This window comes from Pseudomonas sp. P1_A1 (assembly GCF_056406935.1).
Window position 1 is genome coordinate 163,781 of the sequence record NZ_JBFTZE010000011.1, and the last position, 20,802, is coordinate 184,582.

The following is a 20,802-nucleotide window of genomic DNA, read 5'->3' on the forward strand; positions in this document are numbered from 1 at the left end:
GCCGTCCCCTAGACCGCCAGGACGCTGCAAGGCACCTGATACAGAATATGTTCGGTCGTGCTGCCCACCAGTTTGTTCAATCCATGGGACTGGACTCTGCCCATCACGATCACGTCCACCTGATTTTCCTCGGCAAACTCACTCAGCGCCGAGACCGGGTGCCCCAGAATGAAATGCCGACGGTCAGAGGCCACGCCGTACCGCCCGGCAAGTGCCAGGAACGATTTTTCCAGTTCCCTGCGCAGCTGCTTGGTCAGCTGCGACAGTGTCAGGCCGCCGCCGCCCATATCGCCCAGATAGTCTGTCGTATCGCAGGCATACAGCAGGTGCAACTCGGCATTGCACTGCAGCGCGAGGCCATTGGCCTGCTGGATGATCCGGTCATTCAATTCTTTGTCGGCATCGGTACCCGAAGCGTCAACCGCGGCCACGATCTTGTGCGGCAAGGTATGGCCACTGCCGCCCATCAGATAGACCGACACTGGACAGTGGCGCAGCAAGTGCCAATCCAGCGGGGTGAAGAACGCGCGCTTGAGCGCCGATTCATGCTGAACCTCCTTGATCAACAGGTCGGGCTGCATTTCCGTGACGTGATCCAGAATGTCTTGCTGCAGGTCATCGGCCCAGGCCACTTCCGCCGTCACCTCGATCCCCAGGTCACGGATATTTTTTGCCTGATACTTCAACCAGTCACGGTGGTCCTGCAGGTAGGTCTCCCGCGCCGTTTCCCGCACGCCCTCTTCAAGCAACGACAGAATATCCAACGACTTGATCAAGGCAGCGATATGCAAACGTGCCCCGCTGGCCTTGGCCAGGGCCGCCGCATGTTGTATCGCAGGAGCGACTGCACACCCGCCTGTGTGACTTTGTTGATAAAAATCAACGCTGCACGTGCCATTTCATAGAAGCTGAAACAATGCAGAACTCTTCAGGAGAACAACCTGATGGCTCACACTAAAATCCTGTTTCGTGCTGGCGCTCGCGAGAAAATCCTCAGCGGAGCCACACAACTGGCGGACGCTGTCCGGGTGACCCTGGGACCGAAATCGAAATCGGTGTTGATTCAGAATAAATGGGGTAATCCGACGGTCTGCAACGATGGCGTGACGATCGCCAAACGGATCGACCTGCTGGACCCCGAGGAGAATCTGGGGGCGCAAATGCTGCGTCAGGCGGCGGAACGCACCGGCGAGGCCGTGGGGGACGGGACCAGCACATCAACGGTGCTGGCCCATGCAATCCTGGCCGACGGCATCCGCAACGTCGTCGCCGGTGCCAGTGCGATCGACCTCAAGCGCGGCATGGACCGGGGGCTTTCTCTGGTCATGCAATCACTGCTGGCGCAATCGCGCCCGGTCAGCACGCCCAAGGAAAAAGCCCAGGTCGCCACGCTTTCGGCCCATAACGACGCGGTCATCGGTCAGCTGGTGGCCGACGCTCTGGAAAAGGTCGGCATTGAAGGCGTGGTCAGTGTCGAAGAGTCCAAGACCACCGAAACAGTGGTCGAGGTCATGGAAGGGATGCGCCTGGATCGTGGATATGTCTCGCCCTACTTCGTGACCGATACCGAGAAGATGCAGGCCGAACTTGACGATGCCTATCTGCTGCTCTGTGACCATAAGATCGGCGTGCTCAAAGACCTGCTGCCATTGCTGGAACTGATTGCCAAAAGTGGCCAGCCACTGGTCCTGATCGCCGACGACATAGAGGGTGAAGCGTTGACCACGTTGGTGGTCAACCAGATTCGGGGAGTATTGCGCGCGGTGGCGATCAAGGCGCCAGGTTTCGGTGATCGACGCAAGGAAATGCTTCAGGACATTGCCGTTCTGACCGGCGCAACCGTGATTTCCAATGAGTTGGGGATCAACCTCGAACAGGTGGAATTGAGCCAGTTGGGCCGGGCTCATCGCGTCGTGGTGCAAAAAGACAGCACCGCGCTGATTGGCGGCGCAGGTAAACGCGAAGCTATCGAGGCGCGCCTGCAACAGATCCGCGTGCAAATGGACAACACCACCAGCGATTACGACCGGGAAAAACTTCAGGAACGCCTGGCCAGACTGTCTGGCGGAGTGGCGGTGATCCGCGTCGGCGCGCCTTCCGAAGCTGAAATGAAATCGCGCAAGGATGCACTGGACGATGCGATTTCCGCGACCCGGGCGGCGATCGCCGAAGGCATTGTTCCGGGTGGCGGCCTGGCGCTGCTTAAAGCCGTGCCGATGATTGCAGCCGAAGAAGCCAGCCATGAGGGCGATGTCAAAACCGGCCTGCAGATTCTGCGTCGGGCTCTGGAAGCACCGGCCCGGTTCATCGCTGAAAACTCGGCGGTGGATGCCGGCGTGGTCATTGCCCGCATGCTCGCCGAACCGGGCAACGTGGGCTTCGATGCGGCGGCCAATTGTTATGTGGACATGTACGAAGCCGGCATCATCGACCCGACCAAAGTGGTACGCATTGCCCTGGAAAATGCCGTGTCGGTCGCCAGTGTCCTGCTGCTCACCGAGGCGACCATGACGGATATTCCAGAAAAGGAATCACCTGCCCAGCCACCGTTTCCTGAATGACCTACACGAGGTGAGGTGATCTGTGCACATCATCCGGCGCCCTGCGCGAGGGAGAAGCTGAAGCAGGCTATCTTTATTAAATGGGTTGGCCGCGGGCTTACCGATATGCGTTCCCACTCTGAGCCAAGGCCATGAAAAAGAACGACCAGTGGAACCTGTCCTACTTGGCGATCGCTTTTATCGTCATGGGCCTCATGCAGGTCTTCTTTGTCGAGCGCCAGGCCGTGCAGCCCCTCCCCTACAGCCAGTTCATGCAATTGTTGAACGAGCAAAAAGTCAGTGACTTGCAGATCGACAAGGACCGGATCAGCGGCAAATTGGTGGAACCCATCGACGGACGCGACCGGTTCTCCACGGTGCGGGTCGATCCGTCGCTGGCGACCGAACTCTCCCAATCGGGCGTCGGTTTTACCGGAGTCAACGAAAACACCTTTATGAACAGCCTGTTGGGCTGGTTGTTGCCGTTCATAATGATCATGGTGTTCTGGCATTTCCTGTTTCGCGGGATGGCAGACAAACAAGGCCTTGGCGGGTTGATGAATGTCGGCAAGTCGCGGGCCAGGATCTTTGTCGAACGCGACACCGGAGTGACCTTCGCCGATGTCGCGGGCATCGACGAAGCCAAGGCCGAACTGGTGGAAATCGTCTCGTTCCTCAAGGACAAGGCCCGATACGCACGCCTGGGCGCGCACATTCCCAAGGGCACTTTGCTGGTCGGCCCCCCCGGCACCGGCAAGACCCTGGTGGCCAAAGCCATCGCCGGTGAAGCCGGTGTGCCGTTTTTCTCGATTTCGGGGTCCGAATTTGTCGAAATGTTCGTCGGGGTCGGTGCGGCCCGGGTCCGCGACCTGTTCGAACAGGCCCGCCAGGCGTCACCCTGCATCATCTTCATTGATGAACTCGATGCGCTGGGCAAGATGCGTGGCGTCGGCGTATTAGGCGGCAATGACGAAAAAGAACAGACCCTCAACCAGTTATTGGCCGAGCTGGACGGCTTCGATCCGCGTGAGGGCGTGGTGTTGCTGGCTGCGACCAACCGGCCGGAGGTCCTTGATCCGGCGTTGTTGCGCGCCGGGCGCTTCGACCGGCAAATTCTGATCGACCGTCCCGATCGCAGAGGCCGGGAAGCGATTCTCAAGGTTCACCTCAAGAAAATCACTGTGGAACCAGGGCTCGATGGCGCACGTATCGCCGAAATCACCACCGGTTTCACCGGCGCCGACCTGGCCAACCTGGTGAACGAAGCGGCCATCGTCGCCACCCGACGCGGCGCCGATGCCGTCAACCTGAATGACTTCACAGCCGCGGTAGAACGCCTTATCGCGGGGCTTGAACGCAAGAGCAACCTGCTCGATCCCGACGAACGCCGGGTGGTGGCCTATCACGAGATGGGGCATGCCCTGGCCGCCAGCAGCCTGCCGGCCATGGACCCGGTGCATAAAGTGTCGATCGTGCCCCGGGCCATCGGCTCGCTGGGCTATACCTTGCAGCGACCGACCGAGGATCACTTCCTGATCAGTTGCCAGACACTCAAGGACCGGATTGTCGTGCTGATGGCCGGACGCGCCGCCGAGGACCTTGTCTACGGCCAGATCTCCACCGGGGCCGCCGACGATCTGGGTCGCGCGACCGATATCGCCCGGCAACTGATCACCCGCTTCGGCATGAGCCCCGAACTCGGCCAGTCGGTACTGGAAAAGCAAACCCCAACGTACCTGGGAGATCGCATGGCCACGATGGGCGAAAAGGATTATTCGGAACAGACCGCCCGGGAAATCGACCTGGGTATTCGCGCCCTGCTCGATGAAGCCTACCAACGGGCCAAGGCGCTGCTTCAGAGTCGTCGGGCCGACCTGGACGAGGGCGCCCGCCTGTTACTGGAAAAGGAAACCCTCACGCCCGAGGAGTTCCCGGCGCTGATGCCATTCAAGCCCACCCCGGCATTACCAGCCCCATGACGCTGCGAACAATCGCCCGCAGACGGCGCCCTGCCCCCATCGCTGAAGGCTCATCATGTTCGCAGTCACGCTAATCAACACGTTGGTGGTGGTCATCACGGTGGTGATTCATTACGAATGCCTGCTGCGCCTGAACGATTGGCTGCCCAGGCTCAAACTCTGGAGCCGCTTTCGGATCGTCGTCGGGGTATTCGGCGCGATGGCGGCCCATGCGTTAGAAGTCTGGTGTTTCGCGCTGGTCTATTACCTGCTGATCCGCTCCGGTGAATGGGGCAGCCTGAGCGGCAATTTCGATGGTTCGTTCATGGACTGCGTGTACTTTTCCTTCACCACGTTCACGACTATCGGTTTCGGCGATATTTCACCCATGGGTAACCTCAAGTACCTGACCGGGTTGGAGGCACTGACGGGACTGGTGCTGATTTCCTGGACCGCTTCGTTCCTGTTTCTGGAGATGCAGAAGTACTGGAAGAGCAAGTAACGCCCGGCGCCGTCCATCAGCCCTGATTGCCCGGCGCGGGCGTCCATTGCCACTGCATCACTTCGGGCATGTCCTGCCCGTGTTCGATAAGGTAAAGCTTGTGTTTCTCCATCGTCGCCCAGTAGCGCGCCCGGGCGGTCTGGAGCTGATCGTGCAGCCGGGGCACGCGCTCGATGACATCCAGGGCCAACTGATACCGATCCAGGTTATTGAGCACCGCCATGTCGAACGGCGTGGTGGTCGCCCCCTCGTCCTTGAACCCGCGAACATGGAAGTTTTCATGATTGGTGCGCTTGTACAGCAGCCGGTGGATCAGCGCGGGGTAGCCGTGGAACGCAAAGATCACCGGCCGGTCGACGGTAAACAGTTCATCGAAGGCACTATCGGGCAAACCGTGGGGATGGTGGTACGACGGCTGCAGGACCATCAGGTCGACGACATTGATCACCCGCACCCGCAAATCCGGCACGTATTCGCGCAGCAAAGTGACCGCCGCCAGGGTTTCCAGGGTCGGAACGTCGCCGGCACAGGCCATCACCACGTCCGGATCGCTGTCATCGCGGCAGGCCCAATCCCAGCGTCCGATACCGGCCTGGCAATGACGAATGGCGGCATCGATGTCCAGCCACTGCCACTCCGGTTGCTTGCCGGCCACGATCACGTTGATGTAGTTGCGGCTCCTGAGGCAGTGATCGGCCACTGACAGCAGGCAATTGCCATCGGGCGGCAAGTAGATCCGCACCACGTCCGCCGTTTTGTTCGCCACCAGATCGATGAACCCCGGGTCCTGATGGGAAAAACCGTTGTGGTCCTGGCGCCAGACATGGGAGGTGAGCACATAGTTGAGCGAGGCCACGGGTTTGCGCCACGGCACTTCGGCGGCGGTTTTCAGCCATTTGGCATGCTGGTTGAACATCGAGTCGACGATGTGGATGAACGCCTCGTAACAGGAAAACACCCCATGACGGCCGGTCAGCAAATAACCTTCGAGCCAGCCTTCGCACACCTGTTCGCTCAGAATCTCCATCACCCGGCCATCGGTCGACAGATTGACGTCATCAGGCCCCAGCGGCTCCATCCACGCCTTGGCACTGACTTCATACATTGCATCCAGCCGGTTCGAGGCGGTTTCGTCCGGACCGAACAGGCGAAAATTGCTCGACGTCAGATTGCATTTCATCACGTCGCGCAAAAACCGGCCCAGCACCCGCGTGGCCTCTGCCCGCAGGCCACCGGGCGCCTCGACGTTCACCGCATACTGGGTGAACCGTGGCAGGTCCAGCGTGCGCAACAGCAGCCCACCGTTGGCGTGGGGGTTGGCGCTCATTCGCCGATGGCCGGTCGGCGCCAACGCCGCGATCTCGGGCAACAGGGTGCCATTGGCGTCAAACAATTCGTCGGGGCGATAACTGCGGAGCCATTCCTCCAGTTGCCGCAGATGCTGCGGCTGCTGGAAGTCGGCCAAGGGCACTTGATGCGCCCGCCAGGTGCCTTCGACCCGCTGGCCATCGACGAATGTCGGCCCCGTCCAACCCTTGGGCGTGCGCAAGATCAGCATTGGCCACAGGGGCCGCTCCAGCGTCCGGGACGACGATCGTTGACGCGCGCCCCGCTGAATGTCGCGAATCTCCTGCACGATGGTGTCCAGCGTTCTGGCCAGGGTTTGATGAACCTCTGCCGGGTCATCGCCTTCGACGAAATACGGATCGTAGCCATAGCCGTACATCAACGCCGACAACTCCTCCTCGCTGATGCTGGAGAGCACCGTCGGGTTGGCGATTTTGTATCCGTTCAAATGCAGAATCGGCAACACCGCCCCGTCACGCGCCGGGTTGAGGAACTTGTTGGAATGCCAGCTGGCCGCCAGCGTCCCGGTTTCCGCCTCGCCGTCGCCAATCACACACGCCACGATCAGGTCCGGGTTGTCGAACGCAGCGCCATAGGCATGGGCCAGGCTGTAGCCCAGCTCGCCGCCTTCATGGATCGACCCCGGAATCTGCGCCGACACATGGCTGGAAATGCCATAGGGCCAGGAAAACTGCCGAAACAGTCGGGCCAGGCCATTGGTATTGCGCCCCACCGACGGGTAGAGCTCGGTGTACGTGCCTTCCAGGTAGGTCTGGGCCACGATGGCCGGCCCGCCATGTCCGGGGCCGGCAATGAAGATCATGTTCAGGTCATAGGCCGTGATCAGGCGATTGAGGTGCGTATAGATCAGGTTCAACCCCGGCGTCGTGCCCCAGTGCCCCAATAACCGTGGCTTTACATCCGCCAGCGTCAGCGGCACCGCCATCAGCGGATTGTTCTTGAGGTAGATCTGCCCGACCGCCAGGTAATTGGACGCCCGCCAGTAGGCATCCAGCCCTTCCAGTTGCTCGGCACTCAGAAAATCGCTCATGACGTCCTCCGCCAGGGCCTGGGGTAAACCGCAAGACATGCGTCGATTCTGGGTGTCTGCACCGCCCAAGACTTGATTTACATCAAGTCTTGGGCCGTCTATCCCGGCTCAACAGGAACAAGCTTTTCCCCGCTCATCGACTCTATCTGTAAACGCCCGATTGAAACGGGGGATCCGAACTATGCTTTAAGCTCCTGTCAGGGGGGACTTTTGCAATGCCTGAAACCCGGCCGTATCAACATCATTATCTGAAAGCCGCGTGTGCCAATTGCAGCGTTCTGGAGTTGTGTCTGCCGATTGGCTTGACCAGTCACGAAGTCGAACGGCTGGATACCCTGATCATTCAGCGTGTAAAGGTTAAAAAAGGTGCAGCCCTGTACCGGGCCGGCGATCCGTTGCGCTCGCTCTATGCGGTACGGATTGGCTCATTCAAGACCAGCATGCTGTCGGTCGACGGCCGCGAACAGGTCACCGGTTTTCAGATCCCCGGCGAGATGCTCGGTCTGGACGCCATCAGCGACGATCATCACACCTGCAGTGCCTTTGCTCTGGAGGACAGCGAAGTCTGCCCCTTCAACTTCACCCAACTGGAGAAGCTCGCTCTGGAGCTGCCCTCGTTGCAGCACAACATGAACAAGATCCTGAGCCGGGAAATCGTCCGTGAGCACAACCTGCTGATGATGATGGGCAACATGAACTCCGATGAACGCCTGGCCGCCTTCCTGCTGAACCTGTCGCAACGGCTGAGTATTCGAGGTTACTCGTCCCGAGATTTTGTGCTGAAGATGCGTCGCGAAGAGATCGGCTCCTACCTGGGCCTGCGTCTGGAAACCATCTGTCGGGGCATCGCTCATCTGCGGGACTCGGAACTGGTCGAGATTTCCGGGCGTAACGTCAAGGTGCTGGATCTGGACGGGCTCAAGCAACTGGTCGCCGGCTGCCACCGGGAGGCGCCCCTCTGACGCCTTGCGGTGCATCGGTTTTGGAGAATCGTTATGCGCGCCATGGTTCTGCATGCCCCCGGCCAGCCACTGCAACGGGAAGAGCGCCCTGTACCGCAGCCCGGCGCGCAGCAACTGTTGATCAAGGTGTTGGCCTGTGGCGTGTGCCGCACCGACCTGCATCTGCTGGACGGTGAATTGCCGCAAGCAGTGCTGCCGCGGGTGCCGGGCCATGAAATCGTCGGTGAAGTGACGGCGGTGGGTGGCGACGTCGCGCCCGACTGGGTCGGCAAGCGCGTCGGCGTTCCCTGGCTTGGCTGGACGTGCGGTGAGTGCACCTTCTGCTGCTCGGGCCGGGAGAATCTCTGCGACCGGGCACAGTTTACCGGCTGTCATCTGGATGGCGGTTATGCCGACTACACGGTTGCCGACGCGCGCTTCTGTTTCCCCCTCCCGGACGCGCTCCTGGCCACCGAAGCCGCACCGCTGCTGTGTGCCGGGCTGATCGGTTTTCGCGCCTTGCAAATGGCCAAAGGCGCACGCCACCTGGGCCTCTATGGTTTCGGCGCCGCGGCGCATCTGGCAATTCAGGTGGCGCGGGGACGGGGGCAGCAGGTGTACGCCTTCACTCGACCGGGCGACAGCGAGGGCCAGGCCTATGCCCGAACCCTGGGAGCGGAGTGGGCGGGCCCCTCGGATCAGCCACCGCCACACCCGCTCGACGCCAGCCTGATCTTCGCCCCCGTCGGTGCGCTGGTGCCGCTGGCGCTGGAAGCCAGCGTCAAGGGCGGCTGCGTGATTTGCGCCGGCATCCATATGAGCGACATCCCCAGCTTTCCCTATCGACTGCTGTGGGGCGAACGCAGCGTCCGCTCGGTGGCGAACCTGACCCGCGAAGACGGCACGGCGTTTTTTGCAGAGCTGCGTCATACGCCCGTGCACAGCGACATCACCTGCTTTGCCCTGGACGATGCCAATCAGGCGCTGGCAAGCCTGCGGGCCGGTCAGGTCAAAGGGGCGATCGTGCTCGTCCCCTGACGCTCGCCCCTGCCGTTCGGTGTTTTTTCCGGCACCGTCCACTAACACCGCTAGGCTTACGGATGACGTGGCGATGCCTCGTCATTCTGCAGGGAGCGCAAAAAATGGAATTAATTGACCGTTGGCAGCCTCTCTCTCTCAGGACAGCCTGTATCAGGGAGGAATGCCGCCATGCAGATTTCTAATCATTACAAATGGACTGCCTTGGCAGCCATTGCACTGACCCTCTTCAGCGTACTGATATTTTTGCTGATCAAATCCTACTCGTACGACACATCGACCTACTTCGAGTCGCGCGACTTCGTGCGTCAACTCAAGCAATACGATGCCAACTGGAGCGTGAAGATCCTGCGGGCCAAAATCGGCATGAACAACAACCTGCTGCTGGTGGCGCCTCCTGAAGCGGAAGAGCGCTGGGAAAAGCTCGATAGCCTCAACGCGGTCGGCCCCCTCTCGCCCCTTTGGCAATCCCGACGCCAGGGTTATATGAATGCGGTAGAAAACAAAACCCGGTTGGTCGAGCAATTCAAACAGCACAACACGGCTTTGCGAACAGCATTCGAGGCCTTGCCTGCGCTGGAAGATGCCATCCGGGTGTTGCTGCAGGATTCCAGCGCAAAACGCCCGTCGGTGGATGCTCGGGCGGCCTCAGAGGTGTTCGACCTTACCTTGGACACCCTTGAATACGCTCTCTATGTCACCAGCGAACGGGCTGAGGAAATCTCCGGACATCTGAAATATCTGGATGAATACATCCATCAACTGCCGCCTGAACAGCGCCCGCCATTCACTGCCTTGGTAGAGGCTGTGAATGCGATTGTGCAAGAGCAGCCCATCGTCAATGACCTGGTTGATCGCATCAGTGTCATTCCGGTCGCACAGCAACTGGACAGCATCAACGAATTATTGAACGAGACACAACGGCGCACAGCCGCGACAGACCGCCAATACCACCTTTACCTGGGGATCTGCGCCGGCATCATGGCGCTGCTGTTGCTGTACCTGGCGGCCCGTCTGATTCGCAGTTATGCGCTGATCAACAAGATGAACAACCAATTGCAGACGGCAAACGAGCGACTGGAACAACGTGTCGAGGAACGCACTCGCGAACTGTTGGAAGCCGAGCGCGAACTGATCGACGCCGCGCGGATGGCCGGTATGGCGGAGATCGCCACCAATGTGCTGCACAACGTCGGCAATGTACTGAACAGCGTTAACGTCTCCGCGGAATTGATCACCCGCAAATTGTCGACCAGCAAAACCCTCGGCCTGGGCAAAGCGGTAAAAATGATCAATGAACATGCCGAAGACCTGGGGCAGTTCATGACGCACGATGAAAAAGGCAAACTGCTGCCCCTTTACTTCAATCAACTGGTCGATTCCATCGCGGCCGAGCAATCGAGCATCGTTGACGAGCTGGCGCAACTCACCAAGAGCATTGATCACATCAAGGATATTGTTGCCACCCAACAGGCCTATGCCGGCGCCGCCCGGCTGGTCGAGCCGTTGAATGTCGTCGATCTGTTCGAAGATGCGTTACGCATGAATTCCGGTGCCTTGAATCGGCACCATGTGACAGTCACCAAAGACTACCAGGCCACGCCTACCATCATCGGCGACAAACACCGTCTGCTGCTGATCCTGATCAACCTGATCAGCAATGCCAAATATGCGCTGTCGAAAGTCAACGATCATGAGCGCCACATGACGCTGGGCGTCAGGATCATCGATAACGCAACGCTGTGCTTCAGCGTCAAGGACGAGGGTGAAGGGATCGCTGCCGAAAACATGACCCGCATCTTCAATCACGGCTTCACCACGCGCAAGGAAGGCCATGGATTCGGCCTGCACAGCTGCGCGCTCGCGGCGGTGGAAATGAACGGGCACCTTCGCGTCCATAGCGATGGACCCGGCCAGGGAGCGGTTTTTACCCTGGAGATTCCGCTGGAGACGGCGAACGCGTTACCAACAGCCGTAAGCCTGTAGCAGCTGCCAATCTAACTACCCACCAGCGCAATCAACTGCTGGCGCTGTGCATCCGTGAGCATCGGTCCTCCACCTGCACCGGCGTTTGCCGCCATGTAGCGCGGGTTGCCGGTGCCTGGGATGACACAGGTCACCGCCGGATGAGCCAGCAGGAACTTGAGCGCCAGTTGCGCCCAGCTATTAATCCCCACTTGCGCAGCCCATCCCGGTAACGGTTGGCCTTTCAAGCGAGCGAGCAAGCCACCGCCGCCGAAGGGCCGATTGCAGATCACCGCCACACCACGCTCACGACACAGCGGCAGGATTCGCTTTTCGACAGCGCGGTCGTCCAGGGCATAGTTGATCTGCAAAAAATCCATCGATTCGGCTTTCAACACCGCCTCCACTTCGTCGTAGGCCGACGCCGTGTAATGGCTGATGCCGATGTAGCGGATGCGCCCTTCTGCCTTCCATTGACGCAAGGTCGGCAAATGGGTTTTCCAGTCCAGCAGGTTGTGAATCTGCATCAGGTCGATCCGGTCGGTCTGCAACAGTTTGAACGACTGCTCCATCTGCGCGATGCCTTCTTCGCGGCCACGGGTCCAGACCTTGGTGGCGAGGAAGGCCGGCGAGCGAGGGCGATGGATCGACAGCAACTCACCGGTGGTCTGCTCGGCGCGACCGTACATGGGCGAACTGTCGATCACCTTTCCACCCTTTTCGAACAACGCGCTGAGCACCGCCTGCAGTTGCTTGTAAGCGGCGTCGGAAGGCGTGACATCAAAACCGCGATAAGTACCCAAGCCGACGATGGGCAACGGCTCGTTGCTGGAAGGAATGGCTCGGGTCAGCATGTTCTTGCCTCCTGTTTGCGTCGATGGCGTCGATGCAGCAAAGGCCGGATCGAAGGTGAAGACCGCTCCTGCACAGCCGATATTGCTGGACTACACTCTGGCGACGCTCCAGCAATAGCTGTCTCAAGGCCCGAAGCAGTCCATGTCGTCCACTAAACTTAGCCGAATGTCGCGAACCCTGGTGTCTCTCTTCGCTTTCATTGCCGTTGCATACCTGCTGCTCTGCGTCGCGCTGTTCGTGTTTCAACGGGCCCTCATCTACTACCCGCAACCTCGCGCCATCGACACACCCGAATCGCTGCTTGCCTTGTCAGTCGCCGACGCGCAGGTGCTGGTGACCGTCAGGCCGCACGACGGGCCGAAGGCGTTGATCTACTTTGGTGGCAACGCCGAGGACGTTTCCCGCAGCCTGCCCGGGTTTTCGCAGGCGTTTGCGGATCATGCGATCTACTTGCTTCATTACCGAGGCTACGGTGGCAGTACCGGGTCGCCGTCCGAGGAGGCGATTCAGCGTGACGCCATGACCCTGTTCGACTATGTCTACAACAGCCATCCCGATATTGCAGTGATCGGACGCAGCCTGGGTTCAGGCGTTGCCGTGCGTCTGGCCAGCCAGCGCCCGGCGTCGCGGCTAATCCTAATCACGCCCTACAACAGCCTTGAAGACCTCGCCGCCCGCCAGTTTCCCTGGTTCCCGGTGAAATGGCTGTTGCAGGACAAGTTCGAATCCTGGAAATACGCCGCTCACATCACCGTCCCGACGCTGTTGGTTGCGGCCGAGCACGACGAAGTCATACCGCGCGCAAGCACAGACCAGCTATACACCCATTTCGCCAAAGGCGTGGCCTCGCTGCAGGTCATACCGGACACGGGCCACAACTCGATCTCCGAGAGCCCCAACTACCTGCAAATGCTAGGCGCCGCGTTGTGAGCACCCTCACACCAGCACGCCTTTAAGCAGGCGGTCAGAAAAACGAAGTAATTACTTAACGTTTTTTTTACAATCCAACTGGCAGGGTATACGGCTGCCATTTCTGCGGCTCATGATGTGCACTGCACAGAACTTTACCAATACAATGGAGCAAGGCATGGAGCCAATGGTGGCAACAAGCCCAAAAAATATACTGATCAGCGAGTACTTACAGGGGATTGTGATGCAAAAGCGCCCTTTGCGCAGAATCGGAATCAGTCACGCACAGGCGCAGGCCTCATGACGGTTCTGGTTACTGGCGCCGCCGGTTTTATTGGGTATCACACCGTCAAGCGTTTGTGTCAAGAAGGCCTTGAAGTCGTCGGCATCGACAATCTCAACGACTATTACAGCGTAGAACTCAAACACGCACGGCTCAAAGAGCTGGAATCCTTGCCGGGCTTTCGTTTCCAGACCATGGATATCGTCGACAAACCAGCCTTGATGGCCTTGTTCAAAGACCATGCTTTCACCGAGGTTGTGCACCTGGCCGCCCAGGCGGGTGTTCGCTATTCACTGGACAACCCGGATGTCTATGCGCAGTCCAATCTTGTGGGCTTTCTGAATGTGCTGGAAGCTTGCCGGCACCATCGCCCCGCGCATCTGATCTATGCCTCGAGCAGCTCGGTGTACGGCACCAACAGCAAAATGCCGTTCAGTGTCGAAGACGCCGTCGATCACCCCATTTCGCTGTACGCCGCCAGCAAACGCGCCAATGAACTGCTGGCGCACAGCTATTGCCACCTTTATGGCCTGAAAGCCAGCGGCCTGCGCTTTTTCACCGTTTACGGACCTTGGGGGCGCCCCGACATGGCGCTGTTCAAGTTTACCGAGGCACTCCTGAAAGGCTTGCCGATCGACATCTATAACCATGGCCAGATGTCGCGCGATTTCACCTATGTCGACGACATCGTTGAAAGCGTCGCCCGCCTGCGCTCCAAGCCACCGGTGCCGAACGAGCCGGGCGCTGGCGTAAACCGGATTTTCAACATCGGCCGTGGCCAACCCGTGCCACTGCTGGAGTTTGTCGACTGCCTGGAATCGGCGCTGGGCATCAAGGCCCAACGCAATTTCATGCCGCTACAGGCAGGCGATGTGATCAAGACCTGGGCCGACATTTCGGCGCTGGCCGAGTGGGTCGATTTCCGCCCTCAAGTGGCGGTTGAAACTGGCGTAGCGGAATTTGTGAAGTGGTATCGCCACTTCTATCAGATATAAAACGTTAGCCCTTGATAAAAATAGACCAGGGAGCAAGGGAGAGGACTCTATGAGCCAAGACATTTTTGTATCTGTATTGATTCCAGCAAAGAACGAAGCAAACAACCTCAAGCCGTTACTTGAGGAAGTCCACGCCGCATTGAACGGTGAGGCCTACGAAATCATTGTGGTGGACGATGGCAGCACCGACTCCACCCTGCATGAACTGCGGCAGCTGAAAAACAATGGCCTGGACGCGTTGCGCATCCTGCGCCATGAGCGCTCGCTGGGGCAAAGCACCTCGCTCTACCACGCGGCAATCGCCGCCCGGGGGCAATGGCTGGCCACGCTTGATGGCGACGGTCAAAACGACCCCGCGGACATCCCCGGGATGTTGGCGCTGGTGCGCGGTGAAAAGGGTCTGGTCGACGTTCAGCTGGTAGCCGGGCACCGGGTCAACCGCCGCGATACCGCAAGCAAGCGCTGGGCTTCGCGTTTTGCCAACGGGCTGCGTCGCCGCCTGCTCAATGACGATACCCCGGACACCGGCTGCGGGCTGAAGCTGATCGAACGCGCGGCGTTTCTGCGCCTGCCGTACTTCGACCACATGCATCGGTACATTCCCGCGCTGATCCAGCGTCACAACGGCCGAATGATCGTCCACCCGGTCAACCACCGGCCCCGTACCGCGGGTGTGTCCAAATACGGCAACATCGACCGCGCCCTGGTGGGTATTCTCGACCTGTTCGGTGTGTGGTGGCTGATCAAGCGCACGCGGTTGAACACCAACGCGCAGGAGATCGAAGGATGAACCTCTCCCGCGAAACCCTGTGGCTGGTGGTCGGCTTCGCTGGCCAGATCGCCTTTACCGGTCGCTTCATCCTGCAGTGGCTGTATAGCGAGTACAAAAAACGCAGCGTGATCCCGGTGAGCTTCTGGTACCTGAGCATTGTCGGCAGCGCCCTGCTGCTCGCTTATGCCATTTACCGGGCAGACCCGGTGTTCATCGCTGGCCAGGCCTTTGGTTCCATCGTCTATCTGCGCAATTTGCAATTGATTGCCCGCACCAAACACCTGAAGGACTGAGCCATGCGTAAAACCCTGTCGCCCAGCATCGAATGCCTGGGCCTGGTGCTGCTTGCCTTGCTGTTGATCGGCGCTGGCCTGGGGCTGCGTCAACCGCAAAACGTCGACGAGGAGCGTTTCCTCGGCGTAGCGCTGGAGATGCTGCACAACGGGTCATGGTTCATCCCTCACCGCGCTGCGGAGATCTACGGCGATAAACCGCCGGTCTTCATGTGGATGGTGGCGTTCTTCGCGTGGCTCACCGGCCTGCCCGCCCTCGCCCTGTATATTCCGGGGATGTTGTCGGCGGCGACGGTCACGGCCGTGGTCTATGACCTGGGCCGCCGGCTGTGGAATCAGCGCATCGGTCGAATAGCGGCGCTGTTGTACCTGGCCACCTATCAGACTTACAGCATCCTGCGTACCGGCCAGATCGACAGCCTGTTGATTCTGTTCACCTCCCTGGGCCTGTACGGACTGGCGCGGCACCTGCTGCTCGGGCCAGCCTGGCGCTGGTTTTACGTGGGCTGCGCCGCCATGGGCATTGGCATAATCACCAAAGGGGTCGGCTTCGTCCCGGCCTTGATGCTGATTCCGTATGCCTACGCGGTGCGCAAAAACTGGTCCGGCGTGGTGGCCATGCCCGGCCAGAAGCGCAAATGGTTCCTGGGCTTTTTGGTGGCGCTCGGGGCTATCGCGATCTGGCTGCTGCCTCTGGCACTGTCCATTGTGCTCAATGGCACCGCGGAAGAAGTCGCCTATGCGCGAGAAATCCTGCTGCGCCAGACAGCAGCACGCTATGCCGCCGCGTGGGACCATCGCGAACCATTCTGGTACTTCTTCGTCAACGTGATCCCGCAATACTGGCTGCCGTTGGTGCTGGCCCTGCCGTGGCTGGTGCCGGCCTGGCGCAAGCAACTGCGCAAGCACGACGGTCGAGTGCTGGTGCTGTTGAGCTGGGTCGTGCTGGTGGTGCTGTTTTTCTGCCTGAGCACCGGCAAGCGCAAGTTGTACATCTATCCGGCGTTGCCCGGTCTGGTGCTGGTGGCGGCGCCACTGATTCCCTGGCTGCTCAAGCGCTGGTTCGGAAAGCGTCCGCGCGGTATGCGGGTATTCCAGGCGCTGGTGGTGAGCTGGTTCGTTCTGTGGTTCGCCCGCGGGTTTATCGAGCCGATCAAGGAAGGTCCGAACCCCCACGAAGCGATCATGGCGCAGGCGGCGACCATGACCCACGGTGCCGAGCTGGTGCTGGTCGACTGGCGCGAGGGGCACTGGTTATTCGCCCGGCAGCCGATCGTGCATTTCGGGATGAGCAACTCCTCGGTCGAACAAGCGGCGCTGTGGCTGCGCGAACACCGTGACGCCTACGCATTGGTCCCGGACGAAGTGCTGAGCAAGTGTTTCAATCCCCAAGCCGCTCATGAACTGGGCGAAACGTCCCGTGCGCAATGGTCGATCGTCGGCGCCGATGCCGATAACGGCCAATGCCAGCCCGGACAACCCAAAAAGGTCTATCGCTTCAGCTGGGACAAGGACAAGTCATGAGCAAGAGAGGGACGCTGGGGATAGTGTTCATTGTTGTACTGCTTGGCGCCTACGCGATTTCCGCACGTTTCATGGTCCACCAGCAGCTGTATGCGTACTGGCAAAACCTCTGGCATGGCAATCAGGCGCCCGATAAAAATATCTGGCTGCCAGACTATAAAGCCGTGATCCAGGCCAAGCCCGTAGCGGACATCACCAATTTGTCCGGCATCGCCTATGACCCGGACCATGATCGGCTGCTGGGCATCACCAATGGTGGGCCCATGCAGATTGTGGCCATGAACCGCAACGGCGATCTGCTTGAACGTTACCCGCTGATCGGCTTCCAGGACACCGAAGGCCTTGCTTACATAGGCAACGGACGTGTAGTGATCGCCGATGAACAGTTGCAGCGACTGTACGTCGTCACCTTGCCGGACAGCCCTGGCCCGATCCATGTCGAGAACGCCCCGTTTGTTGCCATCGAGATCAACCTGAGCGAACACAACAAGGGCTTTGAAGGCGTGACCTATGACGCGGCCAATGATCGTATCTTTGCGATCAAGGAGCGCGATCCGCGGCAGCTGTTTACGGTCACGGGCATGCTGGCGTCCATCGGCAGCCCGTTGCAGGTGCACATCCAGGACTTGACCCACTGGATCGACCGTAGCGTCTTCGGCCTGGATCTTTCCGAGGGTTACTACGACCCGCGGACCGGTCACTTGCTGTTATTGAGCGAGCAATCCAGCAACGTGACCGAACTGGACCAGGACGGCAACTTCGTCAGCTTCCGCTCCCTGCTCGGCCTGAATGACCTGAAAAAAACCATACCGCAAGCCGAAGGCATGACCATGGACACTTCCGGCGAGCTCTACATTGTGAGCGAGCCCAACCTGTTCTATCGGTTCAGCAAATCAAAGGCTGCTGTGGCAGAGAATCAGCAGAAGCAATAGTGGGTTTTGTGTTGGATGGGGCACGCGAGCTCCTCCAACCTCCGACCTTACCTGCTACGGATCGGATCACGTCTGTACTGACCACCTATCGGACAACTTCCCACCCCTTGCGCCATTAAGCCGATTCCGGGTCTTTAATGGTTGCAGGATTCCAAGCCAGCCCCCACCCCCACCAGAAACACGACGTCCAAGCGGGGCTGACACCTCGCACCCCACTGCACACGCATCGGGAGACTCGTCATGAAAATCGTCGTGATTGGCGGTACCGGGCTGATCGGCAAGCAGCTCTGCAAAAACCTGCAAGACCTGGGGCATGAAACCCTGGCCGCATCACCGAGCACCGGTGTCAACGCCCTCACTGGCGAGGGCTTGCAAGGTGCCTTGCAAGGCGCCGACGTGGTGGTCGACGTGGCCAACTCGCCCTCCTTCGAAGACGCTGCCGTGCTCGAGTTCTTCGAAACCTCCGGGCGCAACCTGCTCGCCGCCGAAAAAGCCGCCGGCATCAAACACCATGTCGCGCTGTCGGTGGTAGGCACCGAGCGCATGCTCGACAGCGGCTATTTCCGGGCAAAAATGGCCCAGGAACAACTCGTCAAGGACTCAGGCATTCCTTACACAATCCTGCGGGCCACACAGTTCTTCGAGTTCATCGGGGCCATTTCGTACTCGGGCGTGCAGGATGGCGACGCAGTGCGCTTGACCTCCGCCGCGTTGCAACCGATTGCCGCGTTCGATGTTGCGACGGCGCTGGCGAAAGTCGCGGTGCAAGCGCCGAGCAATAACACCCTGGAAGTGGCCGGGCCCGAGCGCTGGCCGCTGGTGGAGTTCGTGCGCTTGTTTCTGCAACACACCAACGACCCGCGCCAGGCCCAACCGGACGACACGGTCCCCTACTTCGGCGCGCCGATCGATGACCACTCACTGACGCCGGGAGAGCACCCCATCGTCGGGCCGACGCGCTTCGAAACCTGGCTCAAGAGCAGCGTTTAACCTTCAATCGAGGGCTTACACCAACCGCTCGATCTTCTGATGCTGCCAGACCATTTTGTAATACAGGGTCTGCAGCATCAGCATGCCCAGATACGCCACCGGAAACGCCATCCACACCCCTGGCAGCCCGAAGCGCGTATCCAGCAAATAGGCCACCGGCAACTGCACCCCGACCACGCAAACGATCGACACCGCTACCGGCACCAATACCGTGCCGCTGGCGCGCATGATGCCGCCGACAATTGCCTGAAAGCCAAACACCAGCAGGCTCCAGAGCATGATGTGCAACAGGTGTTCGGCCATCGCCCGGGTGGAATCATCCGTAAGAAACAACCCCAGCAACCAGTGCGGCAGCAGATAACCCAACAGTACCAGGCCGCCGGTCAGGCACACGTTGATCAACAACCCCGTGCGCAAAATCTCCCCCATGCGCTCAAGGCGCCCTGCCCCGATCGCCTGCGCGCCGAGGATCGACGCCGTGATCGCAATCGACAGCGCCGGGAACTGCACGTAATTGACGATCTGCGTCACCGCCCCGTACGCCGCCGTCGCCTGGGACCCGTGCTGGTTCACCAGCGCCAGAATCACCAACTCCGACAACGACAACACCACCATCTGCAACCCGGTCGGCAGCCCGATGCGCAACACCTTGCCGAGGATGACCCTGTCGAGCCGCATCGCCGCAAACATCTCGCGATCCGGCGCCAACGGATGCCCCTTGCGAATCAACCGCCACGCCAGCCACCCCATCGCCGACAAGTTACCCACCAACCCCGCCCACGCCGCACTCTGAATCCCCATCGGCGGGAGCCCCAACCACCCGAGAATCAACGCCGGCGTCAGCGCCAGCCCGACACACGTCGACACCACCAGCGCCAACAACGGCGACAGCGTATCGCTCACCCCACGCAGCAACTGCGTGAACAACACAAACACCAACAGCGACGGCAAAATCCACATCATCACATGCGCATACGCCACCGCATCGTCCAGCACATCCCCCGGCGTGCCCAACCCCTGCAACGCAGGCCGGGCAAACACACTGCCCAACACCGCCGCCGCCAAGCCGATCATCGCCCCCAACAGCAACGTCGAACCGGCGATGGCCTTCACCAGATGCGGCTCACGGGCGCCCCAGGCCTGACCGATCAACACCCCAGCACCGGCGCCGAGGCCAATGACCAGGGCGATGAAGAAGAACACCACGGGGAACATGCCCGATACCGCCGCTAATGCCTGGGTGCCGAGCAATTGGCCGATGTAGATGCTGTTGACGGTGCCGGACATGGCCTGGAGGAAGTTGGAAAGGACCATGGGGGCGAGGAACAGGAGGTAGGTTTGCCAGAGGGGGTGTTGGGGTTTGGCTGGGGTTTGCATTGAGGGTCCGTCTCGGGTGGGGGCTGGCGTTTTGGAAATTCTACGCTAGGGCACTGGGAATAACGCGCTCCTATCACGTCTGCTTTGCATACAGTTCCTACACCAACCTCGGAAATCGCTCCTATCACCACCGGTGCGGAAAAACCTATAGTCACCCCGTCACCCACAACGCGACCAGGTTTGGCGACCTGCAGATCGGATCAGTCCCTTTAAATCTGATTCGGAGTTTCACCTATGGATAGATACATGCCCCTCACCGGAATCGACCTGATCCCGGCCTCCCTGCTCATCGACACCCAAGCCCCACTCGATGTCCTGCAAGCCATGGCCGACTACCGCATCCGCACGGTCACCCAAGTGCTGGAAAACATCGCCTTCCGCGCCGAGATCGGTTGCGATCCGGTGGTGCTGTCGGATTTTGCCAAACTGCTGGCCATTCCCCTGCGCGATGGCTGTGACTTGATGGATGTGATTGGCCGACGCTTGCGGGCGCAGGCGGCGGAGTAAATGAAAACGGGTGCTGACCGGCG

The 20,802-nt window shown here is 59.9% G+C and carries 18 protein-coding genes; 14 read left to right on the forward strand and 4 right to left on the reverse strand.

The window, feature by feature from the left end:
* Nucleotides 1–8: 8 nt before the first annotated feature.
* Entirely contained in the window at nucleotides 9–833 is an 825-nt protein-coding gene (locus tag AC1D2Q_RS18215; RefSeq protein ID WP_477814118.1) for a universal stress protein, read from the reverse strand.
* Between the two features lie 111 nt (nucleotides 834–944).
* Between AC1D2Q_RS18215 and groL the strand changes: the two genes are divergently transcribed.
* From groL to AC1D2Q_RS18230, 3 genes are all read left to right on the forward strand, one after another.
* Complete coding sequence (gene groL / locus AC1D2Q_RS18220; protein ID WP_477814072.1) at nucleotides 945–2,561, forward strand: chaperonin GroEL; 1,617 nt, start codon at nucleotides 945–947, stop codon at nucleotides 2,559–2,561.
* A gap of 131 nt (nucleotides 2,562–2,692) precedes the next feature.
* A complete protein-coding gene (gene ftsH / locus AC1D2Q_RS18225) occupies nucleotides 2,693–4,519 on the forward strand; it encodes an ATP-dependent zinc metalloprotease FtsH (RefSeq protein WP_305411903.1) in 1,827 nt (608 codons plus the stop codon).
* A gap of 55 nt (nucleotides 4,520–4,574) precedes the next feature.
* The gene (locus tag AC1D2Q_RS18230; protein ID WP_111453728.1) at nucleotides 4,575–5,000 is read left to right on the forward strand and encodes a potassium channel family protein; all 426 of its coding nucleotides are present in this window, start codon (nucleotides 4,575–4,577) and stop codon (nucleotides 4,998–5,000) included.
* Between the two features lie 16 nt (nucleotides 5,001–5,016).
* Here the strand turns inward: AC1D2Q_RS18230 and AC1D2Q_RS18235 are convergent, their stop codons facing one another.
* Nucleotides 5,017–7,398 (reverse strand): phosphoketolase family protein, encoded by a 2,382-nt coding sequence (locus AC1D2Q_RS18235; RefSeq protein WP_477814073.1) that lies wholly within the window; start codon nucleotides 7,396–7,398, stop codon nucleotides 5,017–5,019.
* 215 nt (nucleotides 7,399–7,613) lie between these two features.
* Here AC1D2Q_RS18235 and fnr point away from each other — a divergent pair, with 215 nt between their 5' ends.
* From fnr to AC1D2Q_RS18250, 3 genes are all read left to right on the forward strand, one after another.
* Nucleotides 7,614–8,360, forward strand: a complete 747-nt coding sequence (fnr, locus tag AC1D2Q_RS18240) for a fumarate/nitrate reduction transcriptional regulator Fnr (protein ID WP_477814074.1) — start codon at nucleotides 7,614–7,616, stop codon at nucleotides 8,358–8,360.
* A 33-nt stretch (nucleotides 8,361–8,393) separates the two neighbouring features.
* A complete protein-coding gene (locus AC1D2Q_RS18245; protein WP_477814075.1) occupies nucleotides 8,394–9,377 on the forward strand; it encodes a zinc-dependent alcohol dehydrogenase family protein in 984 nt (327 codons plus the stop codon).
* 171 nt (nucleotides 9,378–9,548) lie between these two features.
* The gene (locus AC1D2Q_RS18250; RefSeq protein ID WP_477814076.1) at nucleotides 9,549–11,363 is read left to right on the forward strand and encodes a DAHL domain-containing protein; all 1,815 of its coding nucleotides are present in this window, start codon (nucleotides 9,549–9,551) and stop codon (nucleotides 11,361–11,363) included.
* A gap of 11 nt (nucleotides 11,364–11,374) precedes the next feature.
* On the opposite strand, the gene AC1D2Q_RS18255 is transcribed toward AC1D2Q_RS18250, so the two are convergent.
* Nucleotides 11,375–12,196 carry an aldo/keto reductase gene (locus AC1D2Q_RS18255; protein ID WP_477814077.1) on the reverse strand — a complete coding sequence of 274 codons (822 nt, stop codon included), beginning with the start codon at nucleotides 12,194–12,196 and terminating at the stop codon, nucleotides 11,375–11,377.
* A 142-nt stretch (nucleotides 12,197–12,338) separates the two neighbouring features.
* Here AC1D2Q_RS18255 and AC1D2Q_RS18260 point away from each other — a divergent pair, with 142 nt between their 5' ends.
* The 7 genes from AC1D2Q_RS18260 to AC1D2Q_RS18290 all read left to right on the forward strand — a co-directional run bounded on the left by AC1D2Q_RS18260 (nucleotide 12,339) and on the right by AC1D2Q_RS18290 (nucleotide 18,895).
* The gene (locus AC1D2Q_RS18260; protein WP_477814078.1) at nucleotides 12,339–13,127 is read left to right on the forward strand and encodes an alpha/beta hydrolase; all 789 of its coding nucleotides are present in this window, start codon (nucleotides 12,339–12,341) and stop codon (nucleotides 13,125–13,127) included.
* A gap of 279 nt (nucleotides 13,128–13,406) precedes the next feature.
* Entirely contained in the window at nucleotides 13,407–14,384 is a 978-nt protein-coding gene (locus AC1D2Q_RS18265; RefSeq protein WP_477814079.1) for an NAD-dependent epimerase, read from the forward strand.
* Between the two features lie 49 nt (nucleotides 14,385–14,433).
* Complete coding sequence (locus tag AC1D2Q_RS18270) at nucleotides 14,434–15,174, forward strand: glycosyltransferase family 2 protein (RefSeq protein WP_018928219.1); 741 nt, start codon at nucleotides 14,434–14,436, stop codon at nucleotides 15,172–15,174.
* Nucleotides 15,171–15,449, forward strand: coding sequence for a lipid-A-disaccharide synthase N-terminal domain-containing protein (locus AC1D2Q_RS18275; RefSeq protein WP_018928220.1), 279 nt, complete (start codon nucleotides 15,171–15,173; stop codon nucleotides 15,447–15,449). The genes AC1D2Q_RS18270 and AC1D2Q_RS18275 overlap by 4 nt, the downstream gene beginning before the upstream one ends.
* Nucleotides 15,450–15,452: 3 nt before the next feature.
* Complete coding sequence (locus tag AC1D2Q_RS18280; protein WP_477814080.1) at nucleotides 15,453–16,973, forward strand: ArnT family glycosyltransferase; 1,521 nt, start codon at nucleotides 15,453–15,455, stop codon at nucleotides 16,971–16,973.
* Nucleotides 16,970–17,905 (forward strand): SdiA-regulated domain-containing protein, encoded by a 936-nt coding sequence (locus AC1D2Q_RS18285; RefSeq protein WP_477814081.1) that lies wholly within the window; start codon nucleotides 16,970–16,972, stop codon nucleotides 17,903–17,905. The genes AC1D2Q_RS18280 and AC1D2Q_RS18285 overlap by 4 nt, the downstream gene beginning before the upstream one ends.
* Before the next feature lie 240 nt (nucleotides 17,906–18,145).
* Complete coding sequence (locus AC1D2Q_RS18290; protein WP_477814082.1) at nucleotides 18,146–18,895, forward strand: SDR family oxidoreductase; 750 nt, start codon at nucleotides 18,146–18,148, stop codon at nucleotides 18,893–18,895.
* Nucleotides 18,896–18,910: 15 nt separating this feature from the next.
* Here the strand turns inward: AC1D2Q_RS18290 and AC1D2Q_RS18295 are convergent, their stop codons facing one another.
* Nucleotides 18,911–20,272, reverse strand: a complete 1,362-nt coding sequence (locus AC1D2Q_RS18295) for an MATE family efflux transporter (RefSeq protein ID WP_477814083.1) — start codon at nucleotides 20,270–20,272, stop codon at nucleotides 18,911–18,913.
* Between the two features lie 234 nt (nucleotides 20,273–20,506).
* Here AC1D2Q_RS18295 and AC1D2Q_RS18300 point away from each other — a divergent pair, with 234 nt between their 5' ends.
* Nucleotides 20,507–20,779, forward strand: coding sequence for a hypothetical protein (locus AC1D2Q_RS18300; protein ID WP_477814084.1), 273 nt, complete (start codon nucleotides 20,507–20,509; stop codon nucleotides 20,777–20,779).
* Nucleotides 20,780–20,802: the final 23 nt, after the last annotated feature.